Raw genomic sequence first — 20,802 nt, forward strand, 5'->3', positions numbered from 1 at the left:
TTACAGGTCGGCTTTCGTCAACCGGTTTTTACAGGTGAATTACCTCCCCGTAGGCTGCGGCAGCCGCTTCCATTACGGCTTCCGACATGGTTGGATGCGGGTGTACCGTTTTTATTAGTTCGTGGCCCGTGGTTTCCAGTTTACGGATGGCAACGATTTCGGCAATCATTTCTGTCACGTTATACCCAATCATGTGAGCCCCTAGCAATTCCCCGTATTTGGCGTCAAATACCAACTTCACGAAGCCATCTTTGGCGCCTGCCGCAGAAGCTTTACCCGAGGCTGAAAACGGAAATTTACCTACTTTCAATTCGAACCCGGCTTCCCTGGCCTTTGCTTCGGTATAGCCCACCGATGCGATTTCGGGGATGCAGTAGGTACAGCCCGGAATGTTGTTATAGTCCAGCGGATCCGGATGTTGACCGGCAATCTTCTCCACACAGATGATGCCTTCTGCGGAAGCCACATGGGCAAGTGCCGGTCCTGCCACCACGTCTCCGATCGCATAATAGCCCGGCATGTTGGTTTTATAGTATTCGTCTACCTTTATTTTGCCCTTGTCCACTAAAATACCCACGTCTTCCAGGCCGCAGTTTTCTACGTTGGATACCACGCCCACTGCGGACAGCACCAGGTCGCAATCGATTACTTCCTCTCCTCCTTTGGTTTTGACCGTTACTTTACAACCGGAGCCCTTGGTGTCCACCTGAGTGACCTCCGCACTGGTCATGATCTCTATGCCTTTTTTCTTATATATTTTTTCCAGGGCCTTTGATACTTCCTCGTCTTCGTTGGGTACGATACGGTCCAGGAACTCCACGATGGTCACCTCCACACCGATGGAACGGTACACGTAGGCAAACTCAACGCCGATTGCCCCGGAACCTACCACCACCATCTTTTTAGGCATTTTCTCCAAGGTCATCGCCTTTCGGTAGCCAACGATTTTCTTGTTATCGATTTTTAGTGCAGGCAATTCCTTGGACCTGCCCCCGGTAGCGATGATGATGTGATCGGCGCTGTACTCGGTTTTCTTGCCGTCTTTGTCTTCGACTTCTACCTTCTTGCCCGGTTTGACTTTTCCCCAACCTAGCAATTGTTCGATTTTATTTTTCTTCATTAGAAACTGCACGCCCTTGCTCATGCCGCCGGCCACGTCACGGCTTCTTTTGATCATGTCTTCAAAGTTGACGCTTGCCTTGTCCACGGAAATCCCGTAATCGGCCGCATGGTTGATGTATTCAAATACCTGTGCACTTTTAATCAAGGCCTTGGTAGGGATGCATCCCCAATTGAGACAAATACCCCCCAATTCTTCTGCTTCCACCACGGCAACTTTTAGCCCGAGCTGCGAAGCGCGGATCGCTGCTACATAACCTCCTGGGCCTGTGCCCAGCACAATGACATCAAATTTTGTTGAAGACATATGATTCAATTTTGTTTTCGTTTTTTGCTATGCAAATTTAAAAGAATAATGTTCAGAAAAAAATTTGGTTTTGATAATCAAAGCTTGCAGAAACCCAATGAAAGCATCAATCGAACGCAAATCTCCAAAGAAGACAAAAGCATTAATTCCAATCCCCTTTCCGATGTTTTGGAATAAATACCTATTTTTGGAAAAGAAAAAACACTAAAAATTTTGACTATGGGATTATTGACAGGAAAAAAAGCCCTGGTAACCGGAGCTTCCAAAGGTATCGGAAGAGCCATTGCGATTCGCTTCGCAGAGGAAGGCGCGGACGTAGCCTTTACTTTTTTGTCCAGCGTAGAGAAAGGCCAACAACTCGAAAAGGAATTGGCAACCTTCGGTATCAAAGCAAAGGGCTTTCGCTCCGACGCCTCCAATTTCCAGGCAGCGGAACAACTCATTGCCGAGGTGGTGAGTGAATTTGGCGGATTGGACATTCTAGTGAATAACGCCGGCATCACACGGGACAACCTGCTGATGCGCATGAGCGAAGAAAACTGGGACGAGGTCATCACTACCAACCTTAAATCCTGCTTCAACACCGTAAAAGCCGTTACCCGAACCATGATGAAAGCAAAAGCGGGGTCCATTATCAACATTACCTCGGTGGTCGGGATCAAAGGCAACGCCGGGCAGGCCAATTACGCAGCTTCGAAAGCCGGAATCATTGGTTTTACCAAATCGGTGGCCCTGGAGTTGGGATCGCGGAATATAAGATGCAATGCCATTGCGCCCGGATTTATCGAGACCGAGATGACGGCTGTTCTCGACGAAAAAACGGTTCAAGGCTGGCGGGAGGGAATTCCCATGAAGCGGGGTGGAAAGCCTGAGGAGGTGGCCGACGCCTGTGTCTTTTTGGGATCGGACTTGAGCAGCTATATTTCCGGACAAACGCTCCAGGTAAACGGGGCCATGCTTACCTAAATCCCTCTTCTTTCCATCATTACCGAAAGGCCTCCCGGACTATCTCTGGGAGGCTTATTTATTCGATTAGGGCTGGTTTGGTTTTTTCGCTTTCAGGGAGGTTGGAGGCCTCAAGTTGCTGCCACTTTACCTGCCCCATGGCGGTTTTTTCATAGCTCGCAATGCAGTACCGGTCCCATTTTGCATCAAAAAACGGCGGCTCCGGGTACAGGTGAATTCCCTCCAGTTCCCGATCAAAAAAGAACACCCGGGTAGTTCCGTATTTGGTATGCGGCATGAAATCCCCGTAGGCCCGCATTTCCTCCCATCGTCTCCCTGTGGTGGCTACGGCAAAAACGCGAATGACCGGGCCGGTGTTATTTTCGTTTCTGTAACGCGCCAGTTCGCGGTAATCTCCTTTCAGATCCTGAACACCCGGCTGGCTAAGACTCGCATACACCATCACCAGTAACAGCACGGCAACGACGCCTCCGATCAGGTACTTCCAATATTTTGTTTTCATTCTGTCAAAAAACCAATGTGAACCCTTAATTTAGCACAAAATTGCAACAATGGCATTCGAATACATCAAAGCACTTCACATCATTTTTGTAGTCACCTGGTTTGCCGGGCTTTTCTATGTGGTACGCTTGTTTATTTACCAGACCGAAACACTGGAGCGCCCCGAAGCGGAACGCGCTATCCTCAAACCCCAGCTCGATCTGATGACGCGAAGGCTCTGGAACATTATCACCTGGCCCTCCGCAATCCTTACCCTGATTCTGGGCGTTGCCATCTTGACCTACCGTCCGGGGTACCTGCAAATGCCATTTATGCACGCAAAACTTGGCTTTGTATTCCTGCTATACGCCTACCAACTTGGCTGTCACCATATCTATCGTTCGTTACAGCGGGGCAAGCCGGTTTGGAGTAGCATGCACCTGCGCCTTTGGAACGAAGTGGCCACCTTGCTGCTGTTTGCCATTGTCTTTCTTATCGTACTCAAAAACCTGGTCGATATGGTTTGGGGCATGCTCGGTTTGGTCGGCTTGGGGGTACTCCTCATGTTGGCAACAAAGTGGTACAAAAAGCGCCGCGAAAGGAACTAATTCCCTTTGTACGGTGTCCTTTAATCAAAAAAATGAATGCACCGTTTTTTCCGGCCATACCGGCTTTGCTACTGACTGGATTGGTCGCTTGCCAGAGCCCTTCCTCCTCCGATTCCCTGCCCATTCTGGGAAACCGGTATACCGAGGAAATTACCGTAGATGGCGTTACCCGAACCGATACGATCTATCATACGATTGCTGATTTTACCTTTGTCAACCAGGAAGGGGACTCGGTATCAAACAAGGATGTGCGGGGAAAAGTATATGTAGCGGATTTCTTTTTTACCAGCTGCCCCACCATTTGTCCGATCATGAAAAAAGAAATGTTGCGCGTGTACGAAGCATTCAAGGACGAATCTGATTTTAGAATTCTGAGCCACACCATCGATCCCGAATACGACACGGTGGCGCTACTAAAAGACTACGCCGCCAGATTGGGTGTGGAAAATGCCGACACCTGGAATTTTTTAACCGGTGAGCAGGAAAAAATTTTTGAAATTGGACAGACCTCCTACCTGACTACGGCCATGTCGGACAAAAACGAACCGGGTGGCTACCTGCATAGCGGGGCTTTCGTGTTGATCGACCGGATGGGACGGATACGAGGTGTTTACGACGGTACCAAAGAAACCCAGGTAAACCGGCTGATAAAGGCTATTCCCAAACTACTGAATGAATCGGATGAGGAGGGGTAAACCAGCGGCTGTTTGGATACTGCTGCTGGGGCTTTTTTGTTCATGCGGCACCTCGCCAGACCGGCGGGAAAAAGGCATTCGAGACATTGCCGACCTGAAAACCAAGCAGTACGCGATAGAAGGCCAACAACTCTATCAAAAGTACTGCAGTAACTGCCACCAGGACGATGGAAGTGGCCTCGCCCGACTCATTCCACCCTTACGTAATTCCGATTACATGCTATCGGATATCGGGCGAACGATCCGGCTGATAAAATACGGAATACGGGGTGAAATCACAGTAAATGGACAGGCATACAATCAACCCATGCCGGGTAATCCCGGACTGACGCCGCTGGAAATAGCCCAACTATCCACCTATATCTACAACGTATGGGGACACGATAAGGGCATTATTTCTACCAAGCAGGTAAATCAGGTAATCGAGGAAGTCAGGGATTCGCGTTGAGCAGCGCGTCGGAACGCGTCAGGGCAGATTGGATGTCCTGCTTTACCCGCTCTACTTTTTGCATTTGATCCTCCAAGTACATTCGGACTTCCTCTTCGGTCATGTCCTCGTATTCGCTTTCAAATTGCCGCATCCATACAAACATACCGTCATAGGCAGCTTCACAGGATTGGGCTGCTGCCAGTAGTTCTTGCACCTGCCCGTCCGATTCTTGCGTTCCTGCCTCCTGCATCAAGGAATCTGCTTTTTCTTCGAGCTTTTTTTGACGGCTCCTGAGCGTACCTATTTCAGGCATTACTTCGTCATGGATGGCAATTACCTGCTCTTTCAAAATCACATTTTCATCTTTTTCTGCCGTACAAGAAAATTGCAGTACAAAAAATAGCACAAATAAAGGAAAAGGTCTTACTTTCATACTTGTTTGTTTACAGGGCTAACTGGGTTCCACGAGCGCTATTCGCTTGTGTAGTAAAAATGCTAAAATTAACCTTAAAAAAAAATGGAAAGTACCATTTTTTTATTGTAAAAATGATTTATACACCGTATAGTAAAATTAATTGTAAAATAGATTCAATATGAAACCATTTTGTTTTGCCGCTGACCGAATCATCGATAGCCAGGAAGCGAGCCTGCATCCCCTGGACATCGGATTGATCAGAGGATATGCCATTTTTGACTTTTTCCGTACCGTAGGCAGGCATCCTTTGTTTTTGGAGGCATACCTGAATCGCTTCACGACATCGGCGAAAAAAGCCGGACTTGCATTGGACTACACCCAGTCGGAATTGCGGGAAATCATTACCGAATTAATTGAAAAAAACGCCCATTCGGACGGCGGCATACGCATGATACTTACCGGTGGACTTTCCGCCAACCACTTTCTACCGGCCAAAGGACAGCTCTTTATTTTCTGCGAACCCTTGCAATTGCCCGCCGAGGAGAAGTACCGGAATGGGGTAAAACTCCTAAGTGTGGACTATGTACGTCCGCTGGCCGCCATCAAGACCACCAACTATACCTATCCCTGCTGGTTGAGCCTGGACTGGAGCAAGCAGCAGGCGGAGGACGTGGTCTACCACCACGCGGGGAGGGTTTCGGAAAGTTCCAGAAGCAATATTTTCATGGTCAGGCAGGGCCAGCTGTATACACCCAACCGGGATATTTTATGGGGAATCACCCGGGATAAGGTGATTCAACTGGCCGGTGAGGTCAGTTTTGCAGACTTCGGACTGGAGGAACTTTTTCATGCGGAGGAGGTTTTCATCAGCTCCACTACGAAACGTATCCTGCCCATCACACAAATCGATGAGGTGCGCATCGGTACCGGTAAGCCGGGTCCCGTAACGAAAAAACTCATGGCCGATTTCTTGCGCATGGAGCAGGAAACAGCGGCTACCGCGACATCCCGCTAGCCGTCAAAATCACGGAGCAATAAGTTCGGCATCCGTTAAGATATACATCAATTTCTCGGGGTCCTTGGCGTTCAAAACCAGGGTCCCCTTCACCTGCACCTTTTTGGAGGTGTATTTGATAGGCTCTTGAAGCATCACCTCCATGACGGTCTCCGGACCTCCCGAACCACAAAAAAAGCATTCGGCCAATGGCAGAGAGGAAAGAATGATGTGCTCAGGCTTAAACATGCCTTCGAAGGGAATAATGTATCCATCGGCGGTGACTTCTTTTCCTTCCATTCCCTTGACTTTCTCGTCAAAAACCGGAAGGTATAATTCGCCGAATTCATCCTCCCCAATTTCATACGTCACCTTGGAAAGGTCTTTCCAAACACTGGTTTGCTGTGCCAGTGCGGGGAAAGCGAAAAACGTCAGTAGAATAATCAGGTACTTCATCATTTGCTAATCGTTTACTTGGTTAGTTGTGTGGCAATATCTGACCGATACGCATTCCATGCAGGAATCAACGAGGCAACTACCCCTACGGCGAGGGCATACACCAGAATCCACCATTCCTTTGGCAGAAATACGAAGGCGCTCAGTCCAGACATCAAACCCTGTTCGTTTACCATAACCAATATCAGGAGAAAAAAGTGTCCAATGAGGATGCCGGATACTGCGCCCATGAAGGTAAGCAGTAGTCCTTCCAATACGATCAGAAGAAATACCTGTACCCGAGAAGCCCCAATGGTCCGCATCACAGCTAAATCGTACCTTCTTTCCTTCAGGGAGTTGTACAAGGCAATGAAAATACCCAAGGCCGCTATGAAAACGATGACCAGTGCCAATCCCTGAATTAAGGATATACCCACTCCCAACAACTCAAAAAGTCGGGAAATTTCGAAGGACGGCGAGGCTGCCTGCAAGGCGGTACGGCTGTTGACAAACCGGGGCAATTGTACTGCTGCAATGGGGTTGCGGTACTGCACCAGCAAGGTGGTCAACTCACGTTCCTCCTCCGCGCCGGCTTCCGGAAGCCCCGTGCTACTGACCTCCTGCTCCATTTTTTCATGGTCATGCTCCTCGTCGTGCGACAGCCAAACGGACTCAACACTTGTGAGGATCAATTGATCCACTACGCTCCCCTTTGCTTCCAGCACGCCGACCACCACGTAGGGATGCTCGTCGTGCTCGTGACTGGCAGCGGCAATGCCATGTGAGCCTACAAAGGTATCCCCCACAGTCAATCCCAACTTTTGAGCGGCAACCTGCCCCAGTACCACCTCAAACGGACGCCGCCAAGCCTGGCCTCGTTCGAACTCGGCCCCGTAAAGCGCAAGATAATCGTGGTTGGTGCCCACGATCCGGTATCCCTGGTAATTGTCTCCCAATCCGAGTGGAATTGTATTTTTTATTAAACGGTTTTTAGACAAACGTACCGCCTCGTCCAGGGGAATGTTTCCGGTAGGAAAGTCAATATGGTACACAGAAGAGAGCACTAATTGCAGCGGGCTTCCTTTGGCTCCAATGACCAAATCTATGCCGGAAGCATCCCGGTTCATTTTGTTTTCGAATTGATCCTGAATCAAGATCAATACCGTTATGATGGACAATCCCAATGCAAGGAGCAAAATATTCAATCCCGTGTTCCAGGGCTTTGACATCAAGTAACTCCAGCTAAGCTTGATCATGTTCATGGCCCTTCGCGCGTAATGGTGATACTTGTTTCTATTTCGTCTTTGATTCGCTGATCGTGGGTAACGATGAGCAGGGAAGCGTGTAGTTTTTTTGCCTGCTCTTTCAGCAGATTGACTACAATGGAGGCGTTTTCGTCATCCAGGCTTGCCGTAGGTTCGTCGGCCAGGATGATCTTGGGCTCATTGGCCAGCGCCCGGGCAATGGAAACCCGCTGGGCCTCTCCCTCGCTGAGCGTATGAACGCGTGCCGCTTTTTTTTCTAAAATCCCCAATTCACTCAGGATCTGATGTACTTTTTCTCCCGAAGGCTTGTTTACAAAAAATCGGGGAAGGGAAATATTTTCTTCCACGGTAAGTGGTGCCAGGATATGGGGCTTTTGAAAAACGATTCCAATATTTTTTCCCCGAAATTTATCCAAGGCGTTTCCCTTCATGGAGTACAGGGAGATTCCATCGATGCTCACTTCGCCCGTTTGAGGAGCCAGTAGTCCCCCCATGATATTCAGAAGGGTGGTTTTCCCACTACCGGATTTTCCAAGTACGAGTAAGGCCTCTCCGCTTCTGATTTCGAAATCCGGGATAAAAAATGGTTTTTCTCCGCTGTAGGCAAATTGAATGGATGTAACGGCAATCATCAAGTGTTATTTTTTCGCCGGAATCTCAAGTTTGAATTCCGTTCCCTTATTGATCTTACTGGTAAAAGAAATCTCTCCTCCGATGACTTCAATGCATTTCTTAACGATGGACAAGCCCAGACCGGAGCCCTCGCGCAGCCCCACGTTCTTCGCTCTGAAGAAACGATCAAACAGCTGCGATTGTTCGCCATCGGAAATACCAATTCCGTGATCTTTAATGGATAGTTTGAGCAGATCATTTTCATGACGTACGCTGAAATGGACTGTTCCGCCATCTTTGGAATATTTCACCGCGTTAGAAAGCAGGTTTTCTAAAATTTGGTACAGCAAGTCCATATCAGAAGTGATCATCTTGGGCAATTTATCGAAATCAGTGATGATTTTTACGTCGTTTTCGATACCCGCTTTGACCATGTCCACCACTTCATTTAAAAAAGCAGAGGTGTAAATCCGAACCGGCTTGTAGTTCATTTTATCGGCATCCGCTTTGCCAAAGAACAGCACGCTGGTAAGCAAACTGTTCAGGTTACGTACGGAATTTTCAATTTTTGTGGCATGCTTTACGATTTTAACCTTGAAGGGATGGTCTTTTTCTGCATAAAGCTTGAGCAATTGAGCCGAACTCAAAATGGACGTCAGAGGAGTTTTGAATCCGTGGGAAACGTTTTGCACGATACGTGACTTCAGTTCACTCAACTCCCGCTCCTTCTCCAGTGCTTTTTGCAACTCTTTATTGGCTTCGTTAAGGTCTGCGGTACGCTTTTTAACCTTTTCCTCCAGCTCGTTATTCAGACTTTGCAGTTCCTTTTCCTTCTTGTCTTTGAATATGGCTAACTCGATCACCATGTTCAATTCCCGTATGTTGAACGGTTTGATCACGTAAGCGCTTGGGTTGGTTACCGCCACCTTCTGCAAGGTTTCGGAGTCGGAACTCGCCGTAAGGTATACTACGGGAATATTGTATTTTTCATTGATTATTTCCGTGGTTTTAATCCCGTCGAGTTTGCCGGAAAGATTGATGTCCATCATCACAATGTCCGCCCGGTTATTTTCCAGAATTTCCAGTGCCATCTCACCGGAATCGGCCATTCCGATGATTTGGTGGTGGTTTTTTTCCAGCGCTTTTTTAAGTAAAAGTGCCGAGACGGTATCGTCTTCCGTGATCAATATTTTAAGGGAAAACACACGTTCAGAATTCGTAAAGTCACGCATTTCCATGATTCGATTTAGCTGTCCAAGGGTATGAAAATTCTCACCAGGGTACCCTTTCCCTTTTCACTTTCCAGGTGTATGGTTCCGTTCAATCGTTCGACCAGGTGCTTTGAAATGGCAAGACCGATTCCGGACCCTTCAAATTTACGGTTAAAACCCTTACTTTCCTGTTCAAACGGATAAAACAATTTGACAAGGTAGTCTTTGCTAATCCCTACCCCCTCATCGCGAACCTGCAGGGCCAGTTGCCGTTTTATTTTTTCCGCCTGTACCTGCACCACGCCCTTTTCCGAATATTTAATCGAGTTACCCACAATATTGTTGACGATTATTTCCAGGCATTTCCGTTCCACGCTCGCGAAAAAAGGTTTGGTGGGGAACTTTGAAGTGACTAAGATACCTTTTTTTATTCCTGCAGATTTATGTTTTACCAAAATTTTTGAAATAAAATCGTTGATATTGGTTTTTTCCAGTACCAAATCCACCCGATCGGCTTCGATTTGAGAGAGGTCGAGTATATTGGTCATTGTTTGAAGGAGGCGTTCGCCACTTTCCCTGATAATCTCCAGATGATCCACTAAATCCCGGTCCTCTCCTCTTCGCTGGATCAAGTGTTCCGTACTCCCTAAAATACCGTTCAATGGCGTTCGTAGCTCATGGCTCATGTTGGAGATGATACTACTCTTCAGCTGACTTACCTCTTCGGCCTTTTCCTTTGCATGTTTTAGTCCTTCCTCAAATGCTTTCTTTGTAGAAATATCCCGAAACACATTAAGGTACAGGGGTTTCCCTTCAAAATCCTCCTTCATGCGGGAAATGAATAGTTCGATTTCCCTGGTAATGTTTCGAAAGGGCATTTTCAACTCCCTGGTAAAGCCGCTGGTATCAATTTTAGAGAGGTCCTCACTGATTTCATCCCGGATGGAGGGGTAAAAAGCCGGATCGGAAAACAAGTACCCGACTCCATGAGTCTGCAGGTCCGTTTCCGAGACGGATGCCATTTCACACAGCGCGGGATTGGCAGCGATTACTTTTCCTCCCCTCACAGAAAGCAATAATCCGTCCTGGGAACTGTTCCAAACGTTTCGAAAGCGATCCTCCCGATTGGCAATTTCCAGCGTTTTCTCATTCAAGGTGTCTTGCATGATGCCCTGGTTTTTCGCCTGTCGGTACAACACGTTGATACCATAACCCAATGAAATCAAAAAGGCAGTGACCAAAAGTAGAAACCAAAACTGCAGGTAAAAAGGAAACGCAATCTGAAAACGTTCGGAATAAACAACCTCGGAAGGAGGAAAACCCGTGAGGCCCGCTTGTAAGGCCAGACGGTAATCTCCAGGTGGCAGATTATTGAAATACAATTCATTGGTACGGGGATTCTCCAGTTGCTGCCATTCGTTGTGCAGGCCCTCCATCCGATAATAAATCGTTAGCGCCGGGGAATTTCGGAAACTTACGGCTGTGAACGTACAGACAATGTTATTCAATCGAAATGGTATCTTCAGAAAATCGGTTTCTATGGGATCAGCGTCTACTACGGCCACTTTTTCTAAAAAGACCGGTGGACTTTTTAAATACTCCCGATCCTCTTCCGGATAGTAGACCGAAACGCCGTTTTGTGTACCGATAAGAATCCTCCCCTTATCCGCCTGTGCCAGTGCTCCCCTCCCCACATCGTTTCCAATCAGCCCCGTTTTTTCAGTAAAAATCCGCAATCGGTCCGGTTCCTGCAGCAATAGCCCTGAATCGGTACCTAACCATACCTGACCGTTTTCATCCTCCAATAAGGTATACACCGGGTGGTCGACCGTTTGTCCATGGATGCGTGCGGGCTGTAGCAGCGAGTCCTTCAAACTGAAATACCCCTTTTCTGTACCTACAAAAAGGGAGTCATTTCGTTCCAAAAAGTCGTATCCCTGCAATTTGATTACTTCCGGACTTACGTGAAGTTCATTTGAGGAAACTGTGCCTCCCGCAACCAATACGATCCATTTGCCATTTCTGAGCCGGCCGATCTTTCGGATAAAGCCTAAGGGCTTGTCCTTCGGAAGCCCAATATCGTACCTGGCGAGTTTGGGGGAGAATCCAACTGCCGGCAGTTTTGCCAGGTATATTTGTTCGTCCCCAGCTACCCAGAGGTCCTCTCCATCGACCCATACGTAGGAAGCCAGTTGATTTTCCGGAAGGGGAAACAGGCGCATTTCCCTGGTTTGCGCATTAAAAAAGCCCAGTCCATGGTCGTAAGCAGAGAACCACACATTTCCCCGACTGTCTAAACTAAAATTCAACACCCGGTCGCGCCGGTCCGGTACGGTTTCCGATGAGAAAAAGTGCGTGGCCACAGGGGAAGCGCCCCGCCATGCCTGAATGCCATTTTCAAAACCTACCAGGTATTGCTGAGGGCCATACCGAATCACCGCCGAAATATCCGGAGCGGGAGCGCCAGATTGTTCGTCAAAATTCTGGAACCTGGTACTGGCCAGGTTGGCCAATCCCCGAAAGGTGCCGACCCAGATCATCCCCTCCCTATCGACCATCGCGGTGTTTATCTGACGGACCCTCAATTCATTGTACACGGAAAGTACAAAATGGCGCTTTGTTTTTGTATTGAATTGATACAGGTGGGAATTGTAAAAGAAGTAGACCTTCTCGTGTTTTACAAAAAGATCAAAGCGATCTTTAGGCCCCGTCGGTTCGTCCCGGGTAATCCGGTAAAGCGTATCGCTCAAATGGTAGGGATCCTTTCCCGTATACAGGCGGTCTCGGGTGAGGAAATAGTAGGATTGCCTTTCGGGCATGTAGGCCATTTTCACCAGCGGTTCGTCCTCGGGCCAATAATCCATCCCTGCATCCACCTCAAAACTCCCGGCCGAAAACCGGTAGACACCCCGCTCAAAAAGAAACAGGGTATCGTTTTCCGAGACGAAATGTGAGTAGTAGTCCCCAAACCCTTCCGTGGAAATCGCTCTGGGCGAACCTGCGTTCGTTTTCTGGTATATCGTGCGATCGGGGAGAACCAGAAAAGACTCCGTTGCGGGTCCTTTCCCAAGGGTGAAGAAAACCATAGAATCGTGATCCCCGGCAGCAAGGCTATCCACGAGCAAATCCGTCGCCTCACGCCAGGAACCACCGGTTTTTTGATAAATCAACGCTTTTCCCTCCTGCTGGTACACCCATACCTGACCGTCCTCATCAACAAATACGTTCCGAGTTGAAGTAAAGGTTTGGCGGAGACTGTCGGGCAGGTATTCGGAACGAATTCCATCGGAATACTTGATCCCCCGGTTGGTAGCTACCCAGATGCTTCCTTTCTGATCCTGAACAACGGAATAAAAAATGTTGGGTGTTTCCCCCAGTCCCTTGATTTGCTTATTAAACTTGAATGTTTGACCAAAAACCAAAAGTGGACAAAAGAGAAAAAAAACCAGGGGAAAGAATTTAGTCATAGCTGTCAAACTGTTCCTAAAAATATAAAAACTTATCTATACTCTAAATTAAATTGATATTGTTTGCCATTTCTTTTTGTGATCGCCCTTTATCTTCTATTTTTGTAGCGAATTAATCAAAAGCAGACACATGAGCGTATTGGTAAATAAACATTCCAAAGTAATCGTACAGGGATTCACAGGGACTGAAGGGTCTTTTCATGCCCAACAAATGATCGAGTACGGAACCAACCTGGTGGGTGGCGTCACTCCTGGGAAAGGGAATAGCACCCACCTGGGCAAACCCGTGTTTAATACCGTTGAAGAAGCGGTTAAGGCAAAAGGAGCCGATACCACCATTATTTTTGTCCCTCCGGCTTTTGCCGCAGACGCCATTATGGAAGCGGCCGACGCGGGCATTAAAGTAATCATTGCCATCACCGAAGGTATTCCGGTAAAGGACATGATGAAAGTCAAACCTTACGTGAAAAGGAAAGGAGCCACATTGATTGGTCCAAATTGTCCCGGCGTCATCACTCCAGGAGAAGCCAAAGTGGGAATCATGCCCGGTTTTGTCTTTAAGCCGGGACGGGTAGGCGTGGTATCCAAATCCGGAACCCTTACCTATGAAGCAGCCGATCAGATTACCAAAGCCGGCCTGGGAGTGTCTACGGCCATCGGCATTGGTGGAGATCCGATCATTGGTACATCCACTAAGGAAGCCGTGCAATTACTGATGGAAGACCCGGAAACCGATGCCATCGTCATGATCGGAGAAATCGGTGGAAATTACGAAGCCGAAGCTGCCAAATGGATCAAAGAAAATGGTAATAAAAAACCTGTCGTTGGCTTTATCGCAGGTCAAACCGCGCCTCCCGGCCGTAGAATGGGGCATGCGGGGGCTATCATTGGTGGAAAAGACGATACCGCGGCCGCGAAAATGCGAATCATGAAGGAAAATGGAATATACGTGGCCGAATCGCCGGCTGAAATCGGAGAAGTAATGGCCAAAGCATTGGGTGTGGACGCCTGAGGCGAGCCCAACCCACCGCATGGAAACGCCAGGGAACTCTTAGGGAGTTCCCTTTTTTTATGCCTATTCTTTGCTAAAAAGGATCATTTTTTACCCTTAGAGCAGCCTGGTGAGAGCGGCTGCATTTCCGATCGATTTATCGATGAAGGGCTGTCCCGGCCAGTTGGCCGGTATCCGACAGGTCTCCAGGCGGCCGCGTACGACTGTCCCCACTTACCATCTATAAAATTGGAATTGGAAATATTGGATATTTTTGGTTACTTTCCTTTGCAAAACAGTTTCATGACCAAAGAAAAGCTAATTCTCCGATGAAAGCGTTTACCTGGCTATTTTTGTCATTTCTTAGTATTTCTGCGGCCTTTTCGCAGGAAAACCTGGACTATGCGACAGAAATCATCCCGGTGCTTCGCAAAAACTGTTATTCCTGCCACAACGTGGGGAACCCCAAGGGAGGGGTGAACCTGGAACGCTACGAAGAGGAAGGGCGGATCATCAAAGACGGTCAACTGTGGCTAAAGGTGGTCGATCAAGTACGAACCAAGGAAATGCCTCCTTCTACCAAACCCGCACTCAACGAAGAAGAGTACCATGTTTTGGTGGAAGGTATTAACGGTATTTTGATCAAATCCCTTGAAAAAAAGACGCCCGGCAAAGTGGTGATTCGCCGACTGAGCCACACCGAATACCAGTACACCGTGTTGGATCTGACGGGGATACCCTACGATGCAGTAAATCGGTTTCCTGCGGATGGGTCCGGTGGTGGAGGCTTTGACAATCAAGGGGGTTCGCTGTTTTTTACCCCCCTGAAAATGGAACGGTATTACGATGCCGCGGAAGAAATTATAACGAAAGCATTAGAAGACCCTTCAAAATGGGGCGAATTGGTTCCGATTCGCTACCGACAAAACCTTTGGCAACGTTTTGTAAACTGGCTTGCACCCAAGTTTATCTCGGATTTCAAACCCCTGAATCCACCGGAGACAGCCGCAGCAAAGGTCATTTTCCCATTTGCGAGCAAAGCCTTTCGGCGCTTGATCAAAGTGGAGGAAAAAGAAAAATTCCTGGATCTTTTCGGAAAGATATACGCTTCCATGCCGGAGAAGTCCAACCCTCTTCGCTTCGATCAATCGGTATCTGAAGTTTTTAAGGCAATCTTGATTTCCCCTTCGTTTTTATACAAAATGGAGGAGGAACCCGTTGGCAACGAACCCGTACCGCTGGGTGATTTCGAATTGGCCAGCCGGCTGTCTTATTTCTTATGGTCCAGCATGCCCGATGATACCTTATTCCAACTCGCGGTGGCAGGGAGACTGCAGGACCCTCAGGTAGTGGATAGCCAGGTAAAGCGCATGTTACAGGACCCAAAATCCATCCGCTTCGCCGAATCCTTCGTCAGCCAATGGCTGGGAATTACCAAGTTAAAAGACCCGAATGCACCGCTGGCCGATCAGGTTAAATTTCCCGCTTTCACCGCTCCGATACGAGAAGCCATGTTTCGGGAAACCACAGCTTTTTTCCACCACGTGCTTACCGAAGAAAAAAATTTCCTACACCTGATCAACAGTGATTATTCCTTTCTAAACGAACCCCTTGCCCGGTATTATGGAATAGGGGGTGTTTCCGGAAATGATTTCCAAAAGGTACAGCTTACCGATGGAAACCGCGGAGGATTTTTGGGCATGGGAAGCGTGCAGGCCGTTACTTCCCTGCCCACCCGAACCAGTCCGGTCCTTAGGGGGAAATGGGTTTTGGAAGAAATATTGGGCACGTCTCCTCCCCCCCTCCACCGGATGTGGCGGAACTTCCGGAAGACGAGGGTTTACACGAAGATCTTGGCTTAAAGGCGCTTTTGGAAAAACACCGCTCGGACCCTGCCTGTCAAAGCTGTCACGAGAAAATGGATCCCCTGGGCCTGGGCCTTGAAAATTTCGGAGCCGACGGAAAATGGCGGGAAAGCTATGGCAATACCCCCATCGACCCATCCGGAGTACTGGCCAGTGGAGAAACCTTCGATGGCCCGGCAGAATTGAAACGACTGCTTCTGCAGGAAAAGGAAAAATTTGCCAGAAACCTATCGAAAAAGACCCTTTCCTTTGCAATTGGCCGGGGAATGACCTTTACGGACGAAACCGCTATCCGGGATTTAACCGCTACGCTCGTGGAAAATAGCTTCAATCCCGATGTATTCCTTAGCGAATTGGTACAGAGCTATCCTTTTCGGATGAAAATCAAAGATTTTCAGAAAAAGGTAAACGAAATTGATTGAAAACCATTGACTTAATGGGTGTAAAATACGTAACTTTCTCACAATGACTAAAAAGTGGCACATTTCCCGTAGAAGAATGCTCAAAGGAGTCGGCGCTGCCATTGCCTTGCCCTTTATGGAGGCCATGGCATCTCCGCTTGGCTTGGGCGCAAGGTACAGCAACGATGGATTCCCGGTTCGGTCTTCCTTTCTATTCATGCCCAATGGGGTACACCCGGGTAGGTGGACGCCCGAAGGCACCGGTAGAAACTTCACCCTTTCTCCCACACTCAGTCCGCTGGCGCACTTAAAGGAGGATATTCTGGTGCTAGGTCAGCTGATGAACAAGCATTCCATATTCCAGGGCGCCGACGGTCATTATGCCAAGACCGCCAACTTACTCACCTGCCTGCCCATCCAAAAAACCGCTGGAGACAATATCAATAGTGGGGGAATATCGATCGATCAGGTTCTTGCCCAACACTTTAACGGTCAGACGCTCTTTCCTTCCCTGGAGTATGGCCTGGACCGGATTCAAACCGGTGTGGATATCAACGTCGGATTTACCCGGCTTTATGCCAGCAGCATTTCCTGGAAAAATGCCACGACCCCATTATCAAAGGAAATTGATCCGAGATTGGCCTTTGACCGGCTATTCAAATCCTTTGTGCCGGGCAACAATGCAAAAGAAAACCCCTTTAAAAGCAGCATTCTCGACGCGGTCCTGGAGGACGCCAAATCGCTGAAAAATAATTTGGGGCGGTCCGATCAGGACAAACTGGAAGAGTACCTGGAATCCATCCGGTCGATCGAAAAACGACTCAACAATCCTTCGCATCTGAAGGATTTTGCGAGTAACATCACGCCCGATATAAAAAAAGAGCTGATTCGGGTAAATCAAAATATCGATGAATACGTGGAGGTATACGGAGGGGTAGATATCACCGAAAAAACACGGCTGATGTTTGACATCATGGCACTGGCGTTTTGGAGCGATGCCACACGCGTATCTACCTTTATGTTTGGTAATTCCGTAAGCAACCGAAACTTTTCCTTTTTGGAGGGTGTAAGCGGTGCCCATCACTCCCTTTCCCACCACATGAATCACCCGGAAAAATTAGAACAGTACGACCGTATTACCCGCTGGCACCTGGAACAGTATGCCTACTTCCTGGATAAGTTAAAGTCCATCAAAGAAGGTAATGGTACCTTGCTGGATAATTCACTAATCATGTTTGCCTCGGGCTTGCGGGACGGAAACCGTCATTCTCCCCGGGATTTGCCTATAATCGTAGGTGGCCATGGGGGCAAGAGAATAAACTCCGGCCAAAACCTAATTTACGAGGAAAACACTCCCCTGGCCAATTTGTACACCAGTTGGATGCAGGCGGTAGGCGTCGAAAAAGAAACCTTTGCAGACAGCACCGGGACGCTGCCTTCCATTCTGGCCTAAGATTTTTTCCATTCATCTAACGCTCGCTATACAAGGAACAGGAAATACCCCTTCTGTTTGCAAGATTATTTATGGACAAACAAAAACCGCCATTGTTATCCCCGGTAGCATTCCTTGCCTCACGGATTCCCGTAGGGATTTCACTAGTGACCTTGGCCATATATGCCTCCCTCTATCTGATCCCTTTCTCCCTGGATCCACAAAATCCCCTTTGGCTGCTGTTGGGTAGGTTTCATCCCCTGGTGCTGCATTTCCCGATTGTATTGATTTTGTTGGTTACGGTACTTTTTCTGCTAGACTTTCTGAAGCAGGGTTTTATCAACCCCCTGCTCCTCCGCAGCCTGCTGGCTGCGTCGGTGCTATTTTCCTTCCTGTCCATCCTGGCCGGATACCTTTTATCGGTCTCCGAAGCCTACTCCGGCCCCCTGGTGAGCAACCATTACTATGGCGCATTGCTTACCGGAACCTTTCTGTCCATTACGGCTATCCTCTACGAACGACAAGTGCATGCGGGAAAGATCTCGTCTGCTCTTACGTACGTTTTCCTGCTCCTATCCAACGCCTCCCTGGCCTACACCAGTCATATCGGAGGTTCGTTGACACATGGAGAAAGCTATTTATCCGAACCGCTGGCAGCGCTTTTACCCGCTGAAAATAGCCTGAAAAGCCCAGAGGAAATGTACGTGTACGGAGACGTGCTGGCCACCATTTTGGAAACCCGCTGTGCGAATTGCCACAACGAAAACAAATCCAAAGGCGACCTGCTCCTCACCAGCCATTCGGCCTTACTTCAGGCCGGTAAAAGTAAAAAAAAGGCGGTAGTGCCCGGGGATGCGGGTAGCAGTGAGCTACTGCAACGGGTCCTTTTACCCGTAGAAGACGACGAGCGCATGCCTCCTGAGGGGAAGCCGGGCCTGACAGAAACGGAGATAGATTTGCTTCAATTCTGGATTGCCTCGGGTGCGTCGGCGGAGTTGCAGGTAGGTGAAATAACGAACGATACCATTTTGGCACGATTGGAACAACTCATGCCCAATATTCGGCGGGCGCAATACAAAATTTTAGAAGAAAACGAGGCTTTTGAAACAGCCCAAAAAGAATTACAAGACATGGCAGCCAATATGGGAATCGAAATCCTCCCGGATGAATTGACCAATAACAAGTTTTTTGGAATGAAAATGAAATTCCCACCGGCACCCTTTGGGAGCGAGGAATTGCAGCAATTCTCGGGGTACTTTCCGTATTTTTCCAGGGTTTCGCTGGCTTCGACTGAGGTGAGCGACGACGCATTGTTTTTCATCGGAAAAATGACGCAACTTCGACGCCTGGTCCTTCAAAAAACAGCCATTACAGGGGAGGGTTTTCCTTACCTGAGGGATCTGCCCGTTTTAGAAGAACTTAATCTATCGTTTACTTCCCTGGAAGATGGGCACTTGCTGCACCTGCTTTCCTTTAAAAGTTTAAAGAAAGTATACCTCTTCGGCACTCCGGTCAGTATGGCCGTAATCGAAGCCCTGCGCCAAAACCGCCCCGAACTTGAAATCATTTTGGAAGAAGGTCCCTTTTATTAATAGCCCTTTTTCTGTTTTGAAGGTACTTAACTAATTAAATCAACTTCTTATGCACCGTATAGTAAACCTTTTGGAAAAAACATCACGCTTGTTGGCATTACTTCTTTTCGCCGCGCTGGCGGTTCAATGCCAACCGGGTTCCAACCAGGAAACCGCAGTTGCCACCACCAAAGGCATTGACCTGCTTAAGTCCTATGTAGCTCAAAACCAGGAAGAATTCACTTACGAACTGGTGCACGAACAGCAGCAGGAAGCCCATTCCTACTACGTGTTGAAAATGACTTCCCAAAACTGGTTGGGCAAATTAGAGGTCACTCCGACCACCTGGTGGCATTACGTTTCATTTGTTATTCCAAAGGAGTTGAAGCACGAGACCTCCCTGATGATAATCAGCGGGGGAAGCAGTGGGAGTAAATTACCCGAAACCCCCGATGAATTGATTCTGGAAGCAGCCTTGCTCACCGGTTCTCCGGTAATCAAGGTGCACAACATCCCCTTCCAACCGGTACAATACGTTGGAGATAGCCTGGGGGAAAAGCGAACCGAAGACGGTCTGATCGCCTACGGTTGGAGGGAATTTATGGAACGCGGAGCTACGGATGAGGCTGCAATCTGGTTGGCACGATTTCCAATGACAGAAGCGGTGGTTTCCGCGATGGATGCCGTCGCCGACTTCGGCCGCAAAAATCTCGATTTACATCTGGAAACCTATGTGGTCGCCGGAGCCTCCAAAAGAGGGTGGACGACCTGGACTACAGCAGCAGTAGATGACCGGGTGGTCGGGATGATTCCTATTGTGATCGATATGCTAAACTTACAACCATCGTTCCTGCACCATTGGCGCAGCTACGGATCTTGGGCTCCTGCGGTAGATGATTACACCCGTGAGGGAATCTTTAACTGGATGAATAGCCAGGAGTTTGCACGATTGCAGGAAATCGTCGAACCCTACCAGTTTCTCGACGAATACAGCGAGATTCCTAAACTGCTGATCAATGCCAGCGGTGACCAGTTTTTCTTACCGGACAGTTGGAAATTCTATTGGGACGACCTTCCGGGAGAAAAACACCTGGCATACATCCCCAATGCGGGCCACTCCCTGGATGGATCGGATGCCATTCAAGTGATGCTTGGTTTTTATGCCCACATACTGGCCAATCGGCAACGGCCACAGTACGATTGGGAGGTAACGGAGGATGCCATACTCTTGCAAACGGATCCGGAAAATCCACCGGCATCGATCAAACTATGGAAGGCCACTAATCCCGATAAAAGAGATTTCCGAATTGATGAGTTGGGTCCCGAATGGAAATCCACGACCATTCCCCTCACGGAAAACGGTAAGTATCGCATACCGCTAACCAGTCCTGAAAATGGCTGGACTGGCCAATTTGCAGAATTGACCTATGCGGGAGACGCACCGCTAAAATTTACCACAGGTGTAAAAGTCCTTCCGGAAACGTATGCACACGAGCCATTCGTTCCGAAATCGCCAAAAGGCACGCCTCTACCCTGAA

Annotated in this window: 18 protein-coding genes and 1 pseudogene; 11 read left to right on the forward strand and 8 right to left on the reverse strand. The window is 48.4% G+C overall.

Annotation, left to right across the window (positions count from 1 at the left end; translation table 11 throughout):
• Positions 1-28: 28 nt before the first annotated feature.
• Entirely contained in the window at positions 29-1,426 is a 1,398-nt protein-coding gene (gene lpdA / locus ABWH99_RS16730) for a dihydrolipoyl dehydrogenase (RefSeq protein WP_375582972.1), read from the reverse strand.
• A gap of 48 nt (positions 1,427-1,474) precedes the next feature.
• Between lpdA and ABWH99_RS16735 the strand changes: the two genes are divergently transcribed.
• Both ABWH99_RS16735 and fabG read left to right on the forward strand, forming a co-directional pair.
• On the forward strand, positions 1,475-1,603 hold the full coding sequence (locus ABWH99_RS16735) for a hypothetical protein (RefSeq protein WP_375582973.1): 129 nt from the start codon (positions 1,475-1,477) through the stop codon (positions 1,601-1,603).
• A 42-nt stretch (positions 1,604-1,645) separates the two neighbouring features.
• On the forward strand, positions 1,646-2,392 hold the full coding sequence (gene fabG / locus ABWH99_RS16740) for a 3-oxoacyl-[acyl-carrier-protein] reductase (RefSeq protein ID WP_375582974.1): 747 nt from the start codon (positions 1,646-1,648) through the stop codon (positions 2,390-2,392).
• Between the two features lie 58 nt (positions 2,393-2,450).
• On the opposite strand, the gene ABWH99_RS16745 is transcribed toward fabG, so the two are convergent.
• Positions 2,451-2,894: a hypothetical protein gene (locus ABWH99_RS16745; protein ID WP_375582975.1), complete on the reverse strand. Its 444-nt coding sequence runs from the start codon at positions 2,892-2,894 to the stop codon at positions 2,451-2,453.
• Positions 2,895-2,943: 49 nt separating this feature from the next.
• On the opposite strand from ABWH99_RS16745, the gene ABWH99_RS16750 reads away from it, so the two are divergent.
• From ABWH99_RS16750 to ABWH99_RS16760, 3 genes are read left to right on the forward strand one after another with little or no spacing between them, the layout of a single operon-like run.
• A complete protein-coding gene (locus ABWH99_RS16750) occupies positions 2,944-3,480 on the forward strand; it encodes a CopD family protein (RefSeq protein ID WP_375582976.1) in 537 nt (178 codons plus the stop codon).
• A 32-nt stretch (positions 3,481-3,512) separates the two neighbouring features.
• Positions 3,513-4,175, forward strand: a complete 663-nt coding sequence (locus ABWH99_RS16755; protein WP_375582977.1) for an SCO family protein — start codon at positions 3,513-3,515, stop codon at positions 4,173-4,175.
• The gene (locus tag ABWH99_RS16760; RefSeq protein ID WP_375582978.1) at positions 4,162-4,623 is read left to right on the forward strand and encodes a c-type cytochrome; all 462 of its coding nucleotides are present in this window, start codon (positions 4,162-4,164) and stop codon (positions 4,621-4,623) included. The genes ABWH99_RS16755 and ABWH99_RS16760 overlap by 14 nt, the downstream gene beginning before the upstream one ends.
• Here the strand turns inward: ABWH99_RS16760 and ABWH99_RS16765 are convergent.
• Positions 4,607-5,038: a hypothetical protein gene (locus ABWH99_RS16765; RefSeq protein WP_375582979.1), complete on the reverse strand. Its 432-nt coding sequence runs from the start codon at positions 5,036-5,038 to the stop codon at positions 4,607-4,609. The genes ABWH99_RS16760 and ABWH99_RS16765 overlap by 17 nt on opposite strands.
• A gap of 160 nt (positions 5,039-5,198) precedes the next feature.
• Here ABWH99_RS16765 and ABWH99_RS16770 point away from each other — a divergent pair, with 160 nt between their 5' ends.
• A complete protein-coding gene (locus tag ABWH99_RS16770; protein WP_375582980.1) occupies positions 5,199-6,035 on the forward strand; it encodes an aminotransferase class IV in 837 nt (278 codons plus the stop codon).
• 9 nt (positions 6,036-6,044) lie between these two features.
• Here the strand turns inward: ABWH99_RS16770 and ABWH99_RS16775 are convergent, their stop codons facing one another.
• From ABWH99_RS16775 to ABWH99_RS16795, 5 genes are read right to left on the reverse strand one after another with little or no spacing between them, the layout of a single operon-like run.
• On the reverse strand, positions 6,045-6,473 hold the full coding sequence (locus tag ABWH99_RS16775) for a hypothetical protein (RefSeq protein ID WP_375582981.1): 429 nt from the start codon (positions 6,471-6,473) through the stop codon (positions 6,045-6,047).
• A gap of 11 nt (positions 6,474-6,484) precedes the next feature.
• Entirely contained in the window at positions 6,485-7,711 is a 1,227-nt protein-coding gene (locus tag ABWH99_RS16780) for an ABC transporter permease (protein WP_375582982.1), read from the reverse strand.
• Positions 7,708-8,346: an ABC transporter ATP-binding protein gene (locus tag ABWH99_RS16785; protein WP_375582983.1), complete on the reverse strand. Its 639-nt coding sequence runs from the start codon at positions 8,344-8,346 to the stop codon at positions 7,708-7,710. Before ABWH99_RS16785 ends, ABWH99_RS16780 begins: the two co-directional genes overlap by 4 nt.
• 6 nt (positions 8,347-8,352) lie before the next feature.
• A complete protein-coding gene (locus ABWH99_RS16790; RefSeq protein WP_375586592.1) occupies positions 8,353-9,531 on the reverse strand; it encodes an ATP-binding protein in 1,179 nt (392 codons plus the stop codon).
• A gap of 41 nt (positions 9,532-9,572) precedes the next feature.
• On the reverse strand, positions 9,573-13,004 hold the full coding sequence (locus ABWH99_RS16795) for an ATP-binding protein (protein ID WP_375582984.1): 3,432 nt from the start codon (positions 13,002-13,004) through the stop codon (positions 9,573-9,575).
• A 130-nt stretch (positions 13,005-13,134) separates the two neighbouring features.
• On the opposite strand from ABWH99_RS16795, the gene sucD reads away from it, so the two are divergent.
• The 5 genes and pseudogenes from sucD (at position 13,135) to ABWH99_RS16820 (ending at position 20,801) form a co-directional block, all read left to right on the forward strand.
• Positions 13,135-14,016 carry a succinate--CoA ligase subunit alpha gene (gene sucD / locus ABWH99_RS16800; protein ID WP_375582985.1) on the forward strand — a complete coding sequence of 294 codons (882 nt, stop codon included), beginning with the start codon at positions 13,135-13,137 and terminating at the stop codon, positions 14,014-14,016.
• Between the two features lie 424 nt (positions 14,017-14,440).
• Positions 14,441-16,282: pseudogene (locus ABWH99_RS16805) on the forward strand (DUF1585 domain-containing protein).
• A gap of 43 nt (positions 16,283-16,325) precedes the next feature.
• Entirely contained in the window at positions 16,326-17,714 is a 1,389-nt protein-coding gene (locus tag ABWH99_RS16810; protein ID WP_375582986.1) for a DUF1552 domain-containing protein, read from the forward strand.
• 71 nt (positions 17,715-17,785) lie between these two features.
• Positions 17,786-19,285: a c-type cytochrome domain-containing protein gene (locus ABWH99_RS16815; protein ID WP_375582987.1), complete on the forward strand. Its 1,500-nt coding sequence runs from the start codon at positions 17,786-17,788 to the stop codon at positions 19,283-19,285.
• 49 nt (positions 19,286-19,334) lie between these two features.
• Positions 19,335-20,801 carry a PhoPQ-activated pathogenicity-related family protein gene (locus tag ABWH99_RS16820; protein ID WP_375582988.1) on the forward strand — a complete coding sequence of 489 codons (1,467 nt, stop codon included), beginning with the start codon at positions 19,335-19,337 and terminating at the stop codon, positions 20,799-20,801.
• Position 20,802 lies beyond the last annotated feature (1 nt).

Source organism: Cyclobacterium xiamenense (assembly GCF_042140265.1).
GTDB lineage: Bacteria > Bacteroidota > Bacteroidia > Cytophagales > Cyclobacteriaceae > Cyclobacterium > Cyclobacterium xiamenense_A.